The sequence below is a fragment of the Leucothrix arctica genome, assembly GCF_003172895.1.
In the GTDB taxonomy this organism is placed as follows: Bacteria; Pseudomonadota; Gammaproteobacteria; order Thiotrichales; family Thiotrichaceae; genus Leucothrix; species Leucothrix arctica.
In genome coordinates this window covers 43,826-60,191 of sequence record NZ_QGKL01000026.1, presented here as the reverse complement: position 1 = coordinate 60,191, position 16,366 = coordinate 43,826, and the positions used below count along the sequence as shown (strand labels likewise).

General features: G+C 43.0%; 17 protein-coding genes and 1 pseudogene. 4 read left to right on the top strand and 14 right to left on the bottom strand.

Annotation, left to right across the window (positions count from 1 at the left end; all coding sequences use genetic code 11):
* Nucleotides 1-38: 38 nt before the first annotated feature.
* On the bottom strand, nt 39-941 hold the full coding sequence (locus tag DKT75_RS08490; protein ID WP_109822995.1) for a DUF368 domain-containing protein: 903 nt from the start codon (nt 939-941) through the stop codon (nt 39-41).
* A gap of 536 nt (nt 942-1,477) precedes the next feature.
* On the opposite strand from DKT75_RS08490, the gene DKT75_RS08485 reads away from it, so the two are divergent.
* Complete coding sequence (locus tag DKT75_RS08485) at nt 1,478-2,110, top strand: multinuclear nonheme iron-dependent oxidase (protein ID WP_109822994.1); 633 nt, start codon at nt 1,478-1,480, stop codon at nt 2,108-2,110.
* Complete coding sequence (locus DKT75_RS08480) at nt 2,100-2,711, top strand: HvfC/BufC N-terminal domain-containing protein (RefSeq protein ID WP_109822993.1); 612 nt, start codon at nt 2,100-2,102, stop codon at nt 2,709-2,711. The genes DKT75_RS08485 and DKT75_RS08480 overlap by 11 nt, the downstream gene beginning before the upstream one ends.
* 213 nt (nt 2,712-2,924) lie before the next feature.
* On the opposite strand, the gene DKT75_RS08475 is transcribed toward DKT75_RS08480, so the two are convergent.
* From DKT75_RS08475 to DKT75_RS08435, 9 genes are all read right to left on the bottom strand, one after another.
* On the bottom strand, nt 2,925-4,778 hold the full coding sequence (locus tag DKT75_RS08475) for an ABC transporter ATP-binding protein (protein WP_109822992.1): 1,854 nt from the start codon (nt 4,776-4,778) through the stop codon (nt 2,925-2,927).
* Between the two features lie 119 nt (nt 4,779-4,897).
* The gene (locus DKT75_RS08470) at nt 4,898-5,371 is read right to left on the bottom strand and encodes a GNAT family N-acetyltransferase (protein ID WP_109822991.1); all 474 of its coding nucleotides are present in this window, start codon (nt 5,369-5,371) and stop codon (nt 4,898-4,900) included.
* A gap of 160 nt (nt 5,372-5,531) precedes the next feature.
* Nucleotides 5,532-5,828 (bottom strand): chorismate mutase, encoded by a 297-nt coding sequence (locus DKT75_RS08465; protein ID WP_109822990.1) that lies wholly within the window; start codon nt 5,826-5,828, stop codon nt 5,532-5,534.
* 357 nt (nt 5,829-6,185) lie between these two features.
* Complete coding sequence (locus DKT75_RS08460; protein ID WP_109822989.1) at nt 6,186-6,776, bottom strand: DUF6940 family protein; 591 nt, start codon at nt 6,774-6,776, stop codon at nt 6,186-6,188.
* A gap of 88 nt (nt 6,777-6,864) precedes the next feature.
* The gene (locus tag DKT75_RS08455; RefSeq protein WP_109822988.1) at nt 6,865-7,857 is read right to left on the bottom strand and encodes a DUF6635 family protein; all 993 of its coding nucleotides are present in this window, start codon (nt 7,855-7,857) and stop codon (nt 6,865-6,867) included.
* Between the two features lie 243 nt (nt 7,858-8,100).
* A complete protein-coding gene (locus DKT75_RS08450) occupies nt 8,101-8,493 on the bottom strand; it encodes a type II toxin-antitoxin system VapC family toxin (protein ID WP_211665296.1) in 393 nt (130 codons plus the stop codon).
* Nucleotides 8,493-8,723 (bottom strand): CopG family transcriptional regulator, encoded by a 231-nt coding sequence (locus DKT75_RS08445; RefSeq protein WP_109822986.1) that lies wholly within the window; start codon nt 8,721-8,723, stop codon nt 8,493-8,495. Before DKT75_RS08445 ends, DKT75_RS08450 begins: the two co-directional genes overlap by 1 nt.
* Before the next feature lie 76 nt (nt 8,724-8,799).
* Nucleotides 8,800-9,366, bottom strand: a complete 567-nt coding sequence (locus DKT75_RS08440) for a DUF234 domain-containing protein (protein WP_109822985.1) — start codon at nt 9,364-9,366, stop codon at nt 8,800-8,802.
* A 684-nt stretch (nt 9,367-10,050) separates the two neighbouring features.
* Nucleotides 10,051-10,734 carry a hypothetical protein gene (locus DKT75_RS08435; protein ID WP_109822984.1) on the bottom strand — a complete coding sequence of 228 codons (684 nt, stop codon included), beginning with the start codon at nt 10,732-10,734 and terminating at the stop codon, nt 10,051-10,053.
* 159 nt (nt 10,735-10,893) lie between these two features.
* On the opposite strand from DKT75_RS08435, the gene DKT75_RS08430 reads away from it, so the two are divergent.
* Nucleotides 10,894-11,358 carry a DUF6444 domain-containing protein gene (locus DKT75_RS08430; protein WP_109822983.1) on the top strand — a complete coding sequence of 155 codons (465 nt, stop codon included), beginning with the start codon at nt 10,894-10,896 and terminating at the stop codon, nt 11,356-11,358.
* Nucleotides 11,359-11,373: 15 nt separating this feature from the next.
* A pseudogene (gene tnpC / locus DKT75_RS08425) lies at nt 11,374-12,360 on the top strand (IS66 family transposase); the annotation flags it as partial.
* A gap of 263 nt (nt 12,361-12,623) precedes the next feature.
* Here the strand turns inward: tnpC and DKT75_RS08420 are convergent.
* The 4 genes from DKT75_RS08420 to DKT75_RS08405 all read right to left on the bottom strand — a co-directional run bounded on the left by DKT75_RS08420 (nt 12,624) and on the right by DKT75_RS08405 (nt 16,359).
* A complete protein-coding gene (locus DKT75_RS08420; protein WP_109822981.1) occupies nt 12,624-13,514 on the bottom strand; it encodes a hypothetical protein in 891 nt (296 codons plus the stop codon).
* A 90-nt stretch (nt 13,515-13,604) separates the two neighbouring features.
* Nucleotides 13,605-15,116, bottom strand: a complete 1,512-nt coding sequence (locus DKT75_RS08415; protein ID WP_109822980.1) for a fumarate hydratase — start codon at nt 15,114-15,116, stop codon at nt 13,605-13,607.
* 54 nt (nt 15,117-15,170) lie between these two features.
* Entirely contained in the window at nt 15,171-15,413 is a 243-nt protein-coding gene (locus DKT75_RS08410) for an FAD assembly factor SdhE (RefSeq protein WP_109822979.1), read from the bottom strand.
* A 163-nt stretch (nt 15,414-15,576) separates the two neighbouring features.
* Nucleotides 15,577-16,359 (bottom strand): succinate dehydrogenase iron-sulfur subunit, encoded by a 783-nt coding sequence (locus DKT75_RS08405; RefSeq protein WP_109822978.1) that lies wholly within the window; start codon nt 16,357-16,359, stop codon nt 15,577-15,579.
* Nucleotides 16,360-16,366: the final 7 nt, after the last annotated feature.

Below are 16,366 nucleotides of genomic sequence, written 5' to 3'. Positions count from 1 at the left end.
GATTATTTTCAGAATTCGCAAAATCTATAGTGAAAACGCTACTTCGACACTTTCTCCATACCCCAGATCATTAATCCGCCGACCACCATTAAACCCAAAGCCATCAGCGTTGAGCTCTCGTTTAACATAGGCGTAAACCATTCGTAGCCAGTGGTAATAACTTTGTCGTCCTTACCTTCACGAGTAACGATTTCAGTTAATGTGTTTTTCCACGGCCAAACAATCGCTAACGACCCGACTATAAAGCCTGTCATCAAAGCAACGGTTTGATCATGAAACTTGTCGTACACCCAACCTAACAAGTGAGCAAAGGCAAGCAAACCTAAGCCACAACCTAAAGCCATTGGCAACAAGATAGCCATATCAAAACGGCCTATCGCACCTAGCACCAGCGCGTAGTTACCCAAAATAATGAGAACAAATGAGCCTGACAAGCCGGGTAAAATCATTGAGCAAATGGCAATCACACCACAGAGAAACAAATAACCTGCATTGGCGTTTTCACCAGCCGGTGCCAGCATGGCGACACTCACGGCCAGTATGGTTCCTAGTACAAGGGCTATCAAAGCACTTGCGCCCCACTTCTTCACTGTACGCCCAACACTGATGACGGACACCGCTATTAGCCCGAAGAAAAACGCCATGGTCAGTACTTCGTAATTATCTAGCAAGTACTCAAGTACCTTAGCCAAGCTAACAATACTCACCACCACACCGCCTAATATTGACGATAAGAAAGCACCATCAACATGCTTCCATGCCCCTTTAAAGTTTCTAGAAAATAGCAGTTTTAATGCATTAAGGTCGCATGACTTGAGTGCATTAATCAGGCGCTCATAGATGCCTGTCACCAACGCAACAGTTCCGCCTGAAACACCAGGGATTACGTTAGCCGCACCCATGGCTAATCCTTTAATAAAATTGGAAATATTTTCGTTCATTAGTAGTGGCTTTATGTTGAGTGTTAAAAAGAGAGTCAGATTTTATTTTATATCATTGGTGGGGAATTTATAGACATACCCTAAGCATCATTGTAGGGCATCTAGCAATACACTTACCTAAATATTTCGACCAACACGCGAGTGAACAACGGAATAGCTAAATAAACCTTATAAAATTAAAATGCAGTCATTTTTTCATGTGCGCGTCTTTATGAAGAGGCGTGTGTTTTTTATACATGACTTTAATAACATTTCTCTTAATTTTTAAATATAAAGGCATTTAGTTGAAGAGTATGCTCAGCACGAAAATGGCCACTTCATGGTTAAGAACAAAGACGGTAGCACTGTCTTAGTAAAGACTGAGTTCCAAGTTAAAAAAATCGTAACGTAAGTGAGCGGGAAGCATATCATTCTACGAAACAAACCAAAAAACACCTTGGTTTGAAATGATCGCAGATGATTTACTATTGTACGCGAGCATTACCCTATTGCACTACAAGCGGTTGGTTTAAACATTGCTGGCCCATACCCTTTAGATACCAAATACCCTCAGTGCCTTAGCTTCTATCTATCAACATACTGAAGCTGCTTGGCTGTCTGATCACCTGTGCTGGTCTGCAGCGGGTAAACGACAACATTTTGACTTACTCCCCTTTGCATTTACTCAAGATATGTTGGGCTACCTCTGTCCGCGAATTGATCAGGTACAGCAAAGTATTAATGCGCCTTTAGTCTTGGAAAACATTAGTTATTACCAACGTTTCCAGCAAGATGAAATGAGCGAGTGGGCATTTACCGCAGAGCTTATGAAGCGAACTGGCTGCCGAATGCTATTAGACTTAAACAATCTATGGACCAATTCGACTAACTTTGACCTTGATCCAAACGCAGAACTCGCCACACTCATATCGTTAATCGGTGCAAATGATATTGCACAAATACACGTGGCTGGCTCTAAGTTTCACCCAAGCAATGAACAGGGTGACGAAGGCTATTGGGTTGATACGCATGGTGAAGAAGTCCCACCAGAAGTTTGCGAATTACTAAAAGCCGCACATGCCGCCTACGGTGACATCCCTACTATTATCGAGCGTGATAATAACTTACCCGGCTTTGATGAATTAGAAAGTGAACGCCAAATGTTAGCTAGGAATATTTATGGGCAATAAACAAACCTCGCCCTTCTCCGAAGCGCAACAACAGATGTCTGAGCACATTTATCAGGAAAGTGACTCTGGTGGACTGGATAACTGGCGTTGCAGTTCACGCATTCCAAAAGAAGTCGCGTTAAGTATTTACCAACGTAATTTTCACGTGGGTGTCGAGCAGCATTTGCAGTCGCACTTCCCTATTGCGCATGCCTACATCGGTGCACAAGGTTACCCGTTCATTTGCGCCCAGTACTTAAAAGCACACCCACCAGAACAACCCATTTTTACCATCTACGCAGCCCATTTCCCAAGCTTTTTAATCGAATTTGGTGAGCAACACCCACAGCAATTAATTTGGTCAGTGGCAGCGCAGTTAGCACCGATTGACTTCTTTCATCACAATACATTTTATGAGAACCAGCGTATGGAGGTTGCAGATACGGTTTATCAGCTTTGGATAGATATGACGTCGATCGTGAACCGTGAAGTAGAGCTGCCTGCAAACGGCTTATACCAACTACCAGACCTTCATCCAGAGAGGCGTAGCAAGTTAGAAAGTCGGCAGATTACACTGGTTACTTTTTGGCAGGATGATGAGTTATTTTTTCGTGCTGAGTGAACAATACCTAAATAACAGGCAAAGCACAGATGGCTAAATAGAGCACAGTGAAATCTATATACCCAGATTCTTACAGCCCTATTTCATCTGTTTGTTATATACGACGTTACATGAATCAAATCTTCAACGTAAACTTCTTTTAACTCTACGAATAGGTCAAATTTCAGCCGAAAAATAATGGTATTAAACGGCTATAACAAAGAATTTCTTAAATTACTCCTCATCCGCTCCAATAAACCCGCCAGATTGACGCTTCCAGAACCCAGCGTAACGCGTGTCTTGCTTGACCAGCTCATCATGCGAACCATCTTCAATGACCTGCCCTTCTTCGAGCACAAGAATACGATCCATCTGCGCAATCGTCGATAAACGATGCGCGATTGCAATCACCGTTTTCCCCTCCATCACGGCTTGCAGCTCTGCTTGAATTTCGGCTTCAACTTCACTGTCCAGTGCTGACGTCGCTTCATCCAAAATCAAGATAGGTGCATTTTTCAAAAACACACGTGCCAAAGCAATACGTTGGCGTTGCCCGCCAGATAATTTAACACCGCGTTCGCCCACATGCGCATCATACCCTGTACGACCTTTGCTATCTTTCAACTCTCCAATGAAGTCATCCGCCTTAGCTTTTTTCGCTGCTGCCATGATCTCATCGAGTGTTGCATCCGCTTTACCTAGCGCAATGTTGTCATAAACAGATCGGTTGAGGAGCGCGGCTTGTTGGCTCACCATACCAATGGCACCGCGCAGACTATCTTGGTCAACCGTGCGAATGTCTTGACCATCAATGAGGATAGTACCCTTCTCAGCTTCATAAAAACGTAAGATCAGATTTACCAATGTCGACTTACCCGCGCCAGAACGTCCAACAAGGCCGACTTTCTCACCTGCGCCCAGTTTTATAGAAACGTCATTTAAACCGCCACGCCCTGTGCCATATTGGTGGTTCAAGCCTTCTAATGTGATCTGGCCGCCTGTGACGACGAGATCTTTTGCATCACGGTGCTCGGGAATGGTGATTGGCTGCGCAACGGTTTTAAGTGACTCCTGCAAGTTGCCGACACTTTCGAAGATACGCCACACTTCATTGAGTACCCACTCTGCCAAACTGGTGATCCGTAGGCTCAGCGCCACAGCAGAGCCGATAAGACCAATCGTACCCGCCCCAACAGACCACAACCAAACGCCATAACCAATGAAGCCGACCATGATCAGACCTTCTAGAAGTACAACGATGGTGTTCATTGAAATAGAAATTTGTCTCGATAAGAACAGTTTCTCGCGCGTCAGTTCTAAGCTTACTTTGTGATCCGCTGAGATATCTTCGCGTCGAGAAAATAACTTCAGCGTGTCAAAGTTAGAAAAGCTATCCACGACATTGCCCACGAGCGCAGATTTCGCGCTGAAAAACTTCCGCTGCGCCTTCACCATGCGCGGGATAATGCGAATCATAATCCCCATGTAGAGCGCAACCCAAAGCACAAGCGGCAAAGCCAAGCGGATATCTGTTTGCGCCATGAGAATGATCATACCGATCATGTAGACAAGACCAAAGGCCACTGCGTTGAGCAGACCGCCAATAATGTAGGATGCTTGATTGCCCAGATCGACAAGCCGCACCGACGTACGCCCTGCGAGATCATCTTGAAACCAGCCAACAGATTGCTTAGAAAGGTGCTGGTGTCCACGCCAGCGAAACAGATTCGCGACATTACAACTGATGCTGATATCGTTTACCACGTGGCGTGCACATTGCGATAGAGGGCGTACGAAAAGTACGGCAAGTGCTGCCAAAATAAACTCACCGCCATGAACTTGCCAGATTTTTTCTGGCGTTGTTTGCGCCAGCGTATCAATAAGCTTACCAGCGTAACTGATCAACCAAACTTCAATGCAAGCGGCGATCACCGTTAACACTAGGCTCAGTGCTATTGCTTTGCGCATTGGCTTCAAGTTTGCCCTGATGTAACGCCAAACTGAATCTGTTGGTGGCGTATCACTTGGGACATATGGATCGATTAAATTCAGAGCGCTACGCGTGATCTTTTCAAATATGCTAAACATAAAATCCCTTTAGGTTCCTCCATTGGCTGAGCTGGTAAATCTTAAAACACTTAGAACATGGTGACTCGATTCACTTTGACTTGATAATACTGAGAGTTTCTGGCCGTTTAATCAACTATTTAGGCCAATGATTTCGACATATGTGTAGCTGTATTTTTGAAGCCATGATTTTCGTAGAAATCAACAGCAGTTTTATTGAAAGTAAATACGTCTAAAACTAGACGCTGAGCACCATGCTCTTTAGCTATTTCACATACCTTTTCAAATAACTCAGAACCTACGCCTTTTTTCTGGTGTTCATCTGAGACTACTATTGTTGCAATTTTGCAGCGTTTCATCGGGTTCAAAAAAGGCAGGTTCGGCATATCAGAAACCTCGGCAGCCACAAAGCCCACAACATTGCTATTTGAAAGCGCCACAAGAACGAAACCGCCATCCTTTTCGTGTGACTCTTTCCAAAAGCTCCAATCATCACCCTCAGCGACAGGCTGACAAAAAACTCCTGGCTCATTCAAATAGTGGTCACTGTTTATCTGGTGCGACAGTTTACAAACGCCTGACTTATCTGAGTCCTTCAAATATCTAAGATCCATATGACTCCCTATTGTTCGCCTTTCTGGAAATATCCCTCAGTCGAGAAATACCTTCCTTGCATACTTGCGTGATACTCATCATTTGATTCTTATAACTCTAAGTTAAACGACAGTAACCCCTTTCCGACGCACTTGCGCCGAAGGGAATTTATACGCCTTATTAAGTAGCTGGACCATCATTGTAAGAGCGAGCGATTTGTTCATGATTTTTTACAACTCGATCAATGACTGCTTCTAAATATGATTGAGCAAATTCTGGGTCAAGACCATATTGTTCAGCGAGTTCAGTCATCCTTTCAAATTGTAATTTTTCTTTTTCATGGTCTTTTGAAACCAACTGATTCTCTGCCTTAAAAATCCCAACTTTGTTAGTAACTTTAAATCGCTCAGCGAACATAGCAACAATCGCATTGTCGATGTTATCGATACTTTTTCTCATCTCTTCTAGAGGTTCCATTTTCTCTCCTTACATTACTTAAGCTACTGAACAGCTCATTAAAAAGGCCTAAGACCTTTAGCATACCCCACTATACTTATGTGTAAATACAAGACAACTGATAATCTATATTAACGAACCATTCTCAACTAATCACAAAAAAGGGATAACCACAAAGGGTTTAATTATAAATTGAGTCTCTGACCAAGTTCCAGCAACTGTTACAAGTGCAAAGATGAACAAAAAAGCAGAGACAGATGCTAAGCGAAATTGATTTAGTTTATTTGACACCGTTTTAATTGATTCCTTATAAGTTCTTTTGCACGCTCCAAAAACTTCCAACCCAGAGGCTACACAGTCCGCCATTCAAATTTATTATTAGGCGGTTTTGAATGGTGAGTAAGCGTAATATTTGGGCTGGTTGTCAACTCGGGCATGCAACCATGCTACACCACCACCCGCTGTACTCACCCAAATAGAATTTTTGTCGAGCATGAATTTTACAGTACCTCCAAGCACCTTCCAAAAAGCATCATGTTGCTCTGCAGGAGCTTGACGGAGGAATGCGGCCAAGTGCCCGTATGCATTTGCGTCTGTTCGGGGAGAAGGAACGATAAGGGTCGCGTCACCACCGAGGTTGGCGAAGGTCACTATTCCACCGTTTTTTTCTTTGTTAGTGAAATACTTTTTATACGTCGCCGCATCAGTTTTTCGATTACATAACGATGGAGAGTTGATAAGAACAAATTCAAACTCATTATCGACAGTGCCAATGTTTAATGCTGGTGTCTCCCAGCGATACGCAGTAAAAGGCGATGCTGCCAGCAGGGATGTAAAGTACTCTCGGAAAGTGAAATCAGTGCTCCAGAGGTCCAACACGTTGGCGTACGTTAGCGGCGAACCGTTGCGTATGACGCGATACTTAGCAACACGACCAGCTTCTTCGTTGACGATGATGGCTTTGAACATAGATGTAATCTCATAACGCTAAGCTAAATGGTACAAATTGTTATGATGTTGCGAAACGAACCACAACAACATCAAACACTCCAACCATTCATAGCGAACGCCCAACAGTGGACAGAACATCAATAATATCAAAAAGGCGCCCGGCGTACTTCTCCCTTAGGTGGAAGTCAGAACCTTTCTTACCGCTTAGGTCACTCCCAACCGCACTCACCAGTTTTTTCAATCTTTTCTGATGTATTCCGAGCTTCGCTTGTAATGGGTCAGTCAAGATTCCTATGAACGTTGAAATAAGTGCAAGTACAATACAGATAACAACCGTAACAGCCATTAATTGCGAAACCGAGGCAGCAACAGGGAAAACTGCATAGTAGTATAAGCCAGGCATTGAACCTAGCCAAAAACTTGATGCTGCCGCAGAGTTCGCCACCGCTGCAGAAACAGCAGCCCCTGCACTAAGTGCACCAAACGATGCTTGCCCAAGCGCAATTTTACTCGTCACCAATAGCGTTGTGCTGGTTGCCAACTCCGATGATGCAGTGCGTGTTGCGCCGTACTCAGCCAGTTTGGCATCAAGCTTTGCTCTGAACTCTGGAGATTTCGCAGGCTCAGACAACGTATCAAGCTTCTCATTAAGCAATGACCGCAAATGAGGATCTTTGAGAACTTCAGTCATCAGTGCATCGTTGTCGCTGATTTTCTGACCTTGTTGATACGGAAGCTCAAGTAACTCAGTGACAATAAGCCAACTAATCTGCCGATCCATATTGGTCTGTAGACCTAGGGGAATCTTTTTTATCCAGTCCTTTGGTTTCTTCAGCCCGACAAGACCTGCTAAAAAACCAAACAACGCTAGGAGAGTTCTTACAACCGACAACAGAATGTTAACGGGCACACGAATCAAGTCCCAACCAAATGCGTGCCTGTGGATCTTTAGCGCACCACGAAACGAATAGTGGCGACGAACGAAGTCACCAATACGCTTTTCACGTTCACCAATGTAGCTCCCAGAACCAACGGTAATCGCTTTTCCAATGAGGGCAAGCACCTCACCTTCACCAAGCTTTCTGTGTAAACCTCCCAACTTACTCTCCCATTGCCTATGTGCCTATTTTTTAACCCCTTGCTTATACCTGCATAAACAACTGCTAACTACAAAGCCAGCCTACGAGACTATAAATCATCCAACGACAATCCACGATACTCAATTTTATACCCTTCAACTTTTGCTCCAGCTTCACCGTCTTCTCTTTCAGCTTACTTAAACGAATATTCTTAGGGTTATGCTTAACCTCGTCAATATAGCTAAGCTTTAACAACCAATGTATTAATACCAGTCCTCTAGGTCGAGCCCTGCAACACGCGAAAACTCACCGGTGTTATGCGTCACTAAAACACCTTGGTTAGCCAGAGCTGTCCCAGCAATCAAAATATCCTGTGGTCCAATAGGTGTACCCTGCCTTTCTAAAGTCGCTCGAACTGTTGCCGCACACTTAGCTTCAGCCTCATCAAACGGCAATATATTCACCAATGAACATAACTCACCGATCTGGGCACGACGTTTTTGCGGTGCATTAGACTTTGCTAGCCCATACTCCAGTTCATAAACCACAACAGATGGAATAGCGAGATCTTGAGGAGGTATTTGCAACAAATTATGCTTAACGTTTCCCATGTCTTTAAAGAAATAGATCAGCGTGTTCGTATCAAGTACATACATCAAAAGGACTCTCTTGCTATATCTTGTACTTGATTAGCACGTAACTCGTCAGCTTCTGGAAAGTCGCTCCATGAGCCTGCCATATCTATCACCGATTGCGGCCACTCTTTTGCTATTTTTTCTTGGATCAAACGCGCTATCCACTTACTTTTAGAAAGGTTAGCTGACTCCGCTGCTTTGATCATTTTTAATTCGATTTCTTCTTCGAGATATATTGTGACTTGTCCCATAAATCACCTCATAAAGTATATGTGTCATTATATGTTAGCAGAAAATAAGCTTTGTCACAGCATTTAGATATAGCCGTTACTCCACTGACAAGTCATCCAACGACAAACCACGATACTCAATATCATACCCTTTCAACTTTTGCTCCAGCTTTACCGCCTTCTCTTTCAGCTTACTCAAACGAATATTTTTAGGGTTACGCTTCACCTCCGCAACCAACGCCGTCTTATCCAACTCGTTTAGGGCGACAATATCAATTTCGTTTTTATTTCTAGGCCCCCAGTAGTTACCAATCACACTGTATTGACCAGTTGCGGCAAGCTGCTCCTGAAACAAACGCTCCAACCACTCACCACTGTAAGTTGCAAAGTCACGCTGAATGACTTGTTGTAAAAACTCCAAATTACCAATCTCAACCGCACTACGGTAACGGTAAATAAAACGAAACCAAAAGCTCAAAAACGCATCTTGAATACGGTACTTCACTTGTCGTGACTTAGGCGTAGAAAGCACAGGCTGAATGCGCTGAATAATATCGAACTCACCCTCCAAGCGTTGCAAGTAAGGCTCAACCGACATCTCCAGCACAGACTCAATATCACTACGACTCGTTTTACCAGACGCAATACAGGCTAAATCAATCACGCAAAATTGAATATTGAGATCAGCTATGCCAACAGTTAGAATTAAGGATGAAAAAGGACGAGAAGTCGAAGTAACCAGGGAAAGAATACTTTGCTTGAGAAAAGTAAAGAAATTGCGGACTAAGAAAATCAAGCCTTGATAGACCGTGAGCAATCTGAGAAATTCTCGTCTAAACCTAGTTCATGAAGAACTAAACAGTGGTGAGCTAGTACAACTCACCACTGCACGTTTTATAAAAAATTAAAAACTGTTTTCTGTGGAAAACTTATTGCGATTAACAGTTCTCTTAGGCTTTTCGGGTGATTATTTCTATATTGCGTATCAAGAGATGAAAGTTACGCTATCATTTTTTCAGTGCATTCGTTACCCAACGCAAATAATAATTTTTCCGTCTACTTGTCATCTTTAACATTCATATAACAAGTATGCACTTACTGCATCGTCGCCAGGTCACCATCACAAAATCAAGCCTCATCAGTATCCTAGTCTTATGATATTAAGTATGTAGGGAGCTTTATAATTGCAGCAAAACAAACTGAAATAAACCATCGTTTTTCTTTGTTTCTAAGGCGAAAAAATAATTTAGCAGATTATATATGTGCATAACCTGCTAACTTACCTAAATAGGCTTTAAAGGTACTGGAAATGGTTTCTTATTTTGAATCTTGTGCGCAAAGACTTTGCTCACTCAGTTCCTAACAATGAAGATACGGCATTCATGTCTAATCCCAGATAACCCAAAGATTGATTATTAATTGTTTTTGGTTCGAACGAAATAGCGGTTTTAGGTTTGATGTTATTTTTTTGAGCTTTCGCGCCATTTAATATCTCTTTTATAGTTATCATTTTTTTCCTTTCATAAATTCGGTTAGTGTGCTCATCTATCTCGACTTTTTTTGAGCTACACATGTAACTTGACTTGGTAGGACCCGTCCACATTGACATATCTACAGGATAAATCTCAAAATAACCAATATTGTATTTATTGTCAAAACCACTTTTATCAACGGAGATCTTAAATGATACCATTGGGTTGTTTTTTTCCTGGGTAACTGTATTTGTTATTTCGGTTCTAAATATCATCAAAACACCAGGACTACTATTACTTTCATGCAATGAGTCGAATTTCAATCGGATTTTTTTGGCATCAGAATTTTTGGAACAATTTTCAACTTTAATTGCCCAGTCAATAGACTTAATCATTAACTGCTCTGCGACTTTTTTATATGGTTCAATTTTCTTACCAAGATCTTTTACCATCTCTATTCCATCTTGTTTTCTAGGATTAATGTCAGCTAAGGCTTGAAAACTTATCGTTGAAGCCAATATAATCAATATTGGCTGAAAAAAAGATTTAAAATTTAACATTTATTAAAACTCCTATTTTAGATAGCGCACGCTATTACAAAAAATGATAACAATACTAAAAAATAGCGTAAAAATAAAGCTTTTTACCTTGTAGTCAGCTATTTTTAACGTAACCGTTCACGGGGTTGTATTTAAGTCATCATTCGTTATGATTAGATAATGAACAAACTTACTGAGGCACTTTTCAATGATCAACTACCCACTGAGCTTGCGGCTTCGCAACAGCTCAATCGTCAGTTATTGGACTTAGTGGCTCAGCTAGAGCAACGGGTGGCTGAACTGGAAGACAATGCGGGCAGCGGGAGTTCTTCCAGAAACTCATCCAAACCACCCTCCCAGGATTCGCCAGAACAGCGTGCTAAGCGCGAGAAAAAACCAAAGAGGCCTCGCAAAAAAGGGGCACAACCCGGTCACAAAGGACATCAACGTGTGCGGGTAGATCTCTCTGCTACTGATGAGAAAATTCATTACTATCCTGATACTCAGTGCGCCTGTGGAGCCCTCTGTGATTTATCTCAGGAGCCTTACCAACGTCATCAGGTATTTGACCTTCCTGAAGTACGCAGCAAGATCACTGAGCATTGTCTTTATGATGCAATATGCCCTCGTTGCCAGATGCGTTAGGTTGCTCATCTACCAGACACAATACCTAGCGGACAAATGGGGCCAGGGTTGATCAGCTGGATTACGTTGATGAATGGGGCATACGCCTTATCCATTTCAAACATCCAACGATTACTGAACGATCAATGGCAACTCTCCTTTAGCACGGGTGCAGTGAGTCAAGCGACTCGGTCGGTAACGGAATGGTTGTTACCACTTTATCAACAGGTCGGCCAAGCCGTCCGCGAGTTGCCCATCGCCCATGCGGATGAAACCAGTCATTACCGCAACAGTGAGCGGCGTTGGCTCTGGGTGCTTTGTTCGTCACAGGTCGTCTACTTTCTAGTTCATTATTCTCGGGGTAAAGGCGCAGCCAATGGCTTGCTGGATGAATTTGATGGCATACTCGTGACCGATCAACATGGCGGTTACAACGATTACCCTATCGAGAAACGGCAACTTTGCTGGGCGCATATTATCCGTAAGTTCAAGAAAATATCAGAACGCGTGGGGCGAGCGGGTGTACTGGGAAAACAGCTCTGGCGATTATCCCGCTTGATTGTTCACTTCCGTAATCGTTGGCGATCTGACGGTTATTCTGATGCCTGTTATCACGCTCGAATGCTGCGATTTAAACAGTGGATGCACCGCCTACTCAACTTAGGTCTTGAAGTTTCGCCAGCTGACGTGGAACAAAAAACCAGTAAAACAGCCAATCAGTGCAAACGTTTACTGATTGATGAATCTATGCTCTGGACATTTTTGCGGGATCGTACGATTCCCATGACAAACAATGAAGCGGAACGCGCGATACGTCCTTATGTGATCTGGCGTAAAACCAGTTTCTTTAGTCAATCGGCCAGAGGTGATCAGTTCCGTCCGGTGATTCTGACCCTAACTGAAACGTGTAAGCGCCTAGGCTTGGGTGTTCATGAGATATTGAGAAAAGTCTGTGAACAAGGCCTGCGTGGTGAAGCGATTACCGTACGGCTGCCGTTAGGTCAGCATGCTATATCGGCCTAAGTCCCCCCGTGAACGGTTACATTTTTAACTATCTCTTTATAAGTTTAGACCCAATTGGTTATGTGTTTAGACCCAGTTGGTTATGGTCTCTCTAAATTTGATAAGCTATACCATGCTCGTCAAGTGATGAGATGTCAGATCTCGTATGATCATATAGCGCATATTCCAAAAAGAAGCTATGCTCTTTATCAAGCAAGAGAAGCTCTTTTTAGTTTGTTCAATGATACAAGGACTGTCTAATGGTTATTACGAACGCTAGTAGCTTACTGCAGGGAAAAGTCACGCACCACCACATAAGAATCAGCAAGGTTTTGTATCAACTTTCCCATTGATTTTTTTCTAGTTTCAATTAACTGATCTCTACCAACCAACTCATACGGAGGCTTATACTTAAAAGATAGCCCAATATCTTCGTAGTAGTGATCTTGACTCACCTGATTAAACATAGAAATCAGTTGATTCCACATATTTTTCTGGTTTTCTGCAATTCTTTGATCAGTACATAACTGCCTACTTACTTCCCAGTCGTTATTAGTTTTTCTGTCGATAAAGTAAAAAACATTTGCAGGAAAAAAATATCCAGCTTCCGTACTTGAATTAAAAAGCGCTTCAAAAATGAAAGACAGTTCATCTAAAAACTCTCTAGCTTTTATCTGGTCTTCTCTTGAATTAATATTACTCTCTGCTTGGGTACCAAGTAGTGAACATATATCAGCATTCGGAAGTTTAAATAACTCTCTTTCAAGATCGTCATTTGAAAAAACACCAACTGTTACAAGATTGTATTCCTTCTTTAAAGACTCCACAGCCTGAGATATATGGGGAGAAACCCCTTGAAATTTATCATTTAACACATAGTAGAATGAATTTATTCTAGATATGTCATCCCAGTAACCTTTGAGAACTTGAAAGTCTCGTTTAACTTTTAAAATTGCATTCTTAGTATTTTTAAAAAGCTCTTCTGGGGCATATACTTGGTAATAACTACCAGTACTTTGCACCCAACCGTCATTGCCTCTATCACCAATGTTACCATGAGGCTTAACACTCTTAAAATCATCAACAGCTAACCTCATAATACTATTAAACAATATTTCATACTGAGTGCCATCAGATTCATAGACTTTTAGCCTAAATCTTTCTCTTAAATCCACAATTTTAATCCTATTAATTATCACAACTGACAATTAATTAACAAATGAGGTTAGGCCCAAAAGACCTAACCTCAACGCATTTTGATAATCTTACGACTTCTTATCTAAAATAATCTGCTGCCACTTCTGAGGCCCAGTCTGGTGTACTGACTCACCCAGTGAATCAACCGCAACCGTCACCGGCATATCACGTACATCAAACTCATAGATCGCTTCCATGCCCAACTCAGGGAACGCAAGTACTTCAGAGTGAACTATCGCTTTAGACACCAAGTAAGCCGCACCACCGACCGCCATCAAGTACACAGACTTGTGCTTCTTAATGCTTTCGATAGCCACAGGGCCACGCTCAGCTTTACCAATCATACCTAGCAAACCAGTCTGCTCTAGTACTTGGTCTGTAAACTTATCCATACGTGTTGCTGTTGTCGGGCCAGCAGGACCAACCGCTTCTTCACGCACTGGGTCAACAGGGCCAACGTAATAGATAAAGCGACCTTTTAGCGATACTGGCAACTCTTCACCACTATCCAAAATGCCTACAATTTTCTTATGAGCCGCATCACGACCTGTCAACATTTTACCTGACAGCAAAATCACTTCACCCGGTTTCCATGTTGTAACGTCTTCAGCAGTCACAGTATTTAGATCAACACGACGTGAGTTCTCACCTGCTTCGTAGCTAATGTCTGGCCATGCTGACAAGTCAGGCGGCGTCTGTAGCGACGGGCCACTACCATCAAGCGTAAAGTGTGCGTGACGTGTCGCCGCACAGTTAGGGATCATACAAACAGGCAATGACGCTGCGTGTGTAGGATAGTCCTTAATCTTCACATCAAGCACAGTCGTTAGACCACCAAGACCCTGCGCACCAATACCAAGGTCATTAACCTTATCCATGATCTCAAGACGTAGCTCTTCAACGCGGTTTTGTGGGCCACGGTCACGAAGCGCTTGAATATCAATCGACTCCATCAACGCTTCTTTTGCCATTACAGCCGCTTTCTCAGCTGTTCCACCGATACCTATTCCAAGCATACCCGGTGGGCACCAACCTGCGCCCATTGTCGGTACTGTTTTAAGTACCCAGTCAACAACGCTATCACTAGGATTAAGCATCGCCATCTTCGCTTTATTCTCAGAACCACCACCTTTAGCAGCGATTTCTAATTCAATCTTGTCACCCGGCACAACTGTCATGTGAATCACAGCAGGCGTGTTGTCTTTAGTATTTGTACGCTTGCCCGCAGGATCAGCAAGAATAGAGGCACGAAGAATATTATCAGGCTGCGTGTAAGCACGACGCACACCTTCATTAATCATGTCTTCAACGCTCATACCATCCGCTTCCCACTGCACTTGCATACCGATACGTACAAACACAGTAACGATACCCGTATCCTGACAAATAGGACGGTGGCCTTCAGCACACATGCGTGAGTTGACTAGGATCTGTGCAATAGCATCTTTTGCAGCTTCAGACTCTTCACGCTTGTATGCGTCATACATACCTTCGATGAAGTCTTGTGGGTGGTAATAAGAAATATACTGTAGAGCATCCGCGACGCTATCGATTAGGTCGTCTTTCTTGATAATGGTCATATTATCCTCCTGCTAAATTATTCATGTGGCTACTAGGAATGGTAATGGATTGTGTTACAACGAGACGATCGTGCGCAGCTTATCCATCAGTATCTTTTGGTCAGGATTTTGTGGCTCGATTCGCTCCATTAGCAAATCAATAATGGTTGGATCTTCAACCAAAAGCAGTTCTTCAAAGGCAGTTTTCTGACTCTGCTCTGCGTCTACATAGACTTGCTCAAGATAACGGTTCATTACGATATCTAATTCTTTCTGGCCACGTCGACAGCGCCAACGTAACTTCATCATTTCACTCATTGCGTTTCCTCTCTGCTTCAGCAGGATTGAGTAGCAATAAAAAACTCCGGCAAGCTCAGTAGCTATACTGGCTTGTACCGGAGTCATGTCGCATTGTTTTAAGTCTGTACGTTCTAGGGATTTCCGTAGAAAACCTAGAACGACGAACTAAACAAACATCATACTAGATCTGACGTTCAACCAGCATTTGCTTGATTTCAGCAATTGCCTTAGCAGGATTCAAATCCTTAGGGCAAACATCAGTACAGTTCATGATGGTATGACAACGGTAAAGCTTGAACGGATCTTCCAACTCATCCAAACGTGCGCCCGTTGCATCATCACGAGAGTCCTTAATCCAACGGTGTGCGTTAAGCAGCGCAGCAGGGCCAAGGTAACGATCACTGTTCCACCAGTAGCTTGGGCAACTAGTTGAACAACATGCACAAAGAATACACTCATACAAACCATCAAGCTGCTTACGGTCTTCAACAGACTGTACGCGCTCTTGGTCAGGTGGTGCAGGTGTGTCTGACTTCAACCAAGGCTCTACTGACGCATACTGCGCGTAGAAGTTAGTTAGGTCAGAGACCAAGTCTTTAACGACTGGCTGGTGAGGTAGTGGATAAACGTTAACGTCTCCTTCTACTTCAGCAATCGCCTTAGTACATGCTAGTGTGTTTCTGCCGTCGATGTTCATCGAGCAAGAGCCACAGATACCTTCACGACATGAACGACGCAATGACAGCGTTGAGTCCATTTCGTTTTTGATCTTCAACAAAGCATCAAGAATCATTGGACCACAAGTGTCCATATCAACTTCGTACTTGTCCAAAGACGGGTTACTACCCGTTGAAGGATCGTAACGGTATACGTTGAAAACTTTGACGTTTGTAACGCCCTCTGCCGCCTTGTACGTTTTACCTGTCTTAACGATAGAGTTTGCTGGTAATGTAAATTCAGCCATGATTAGC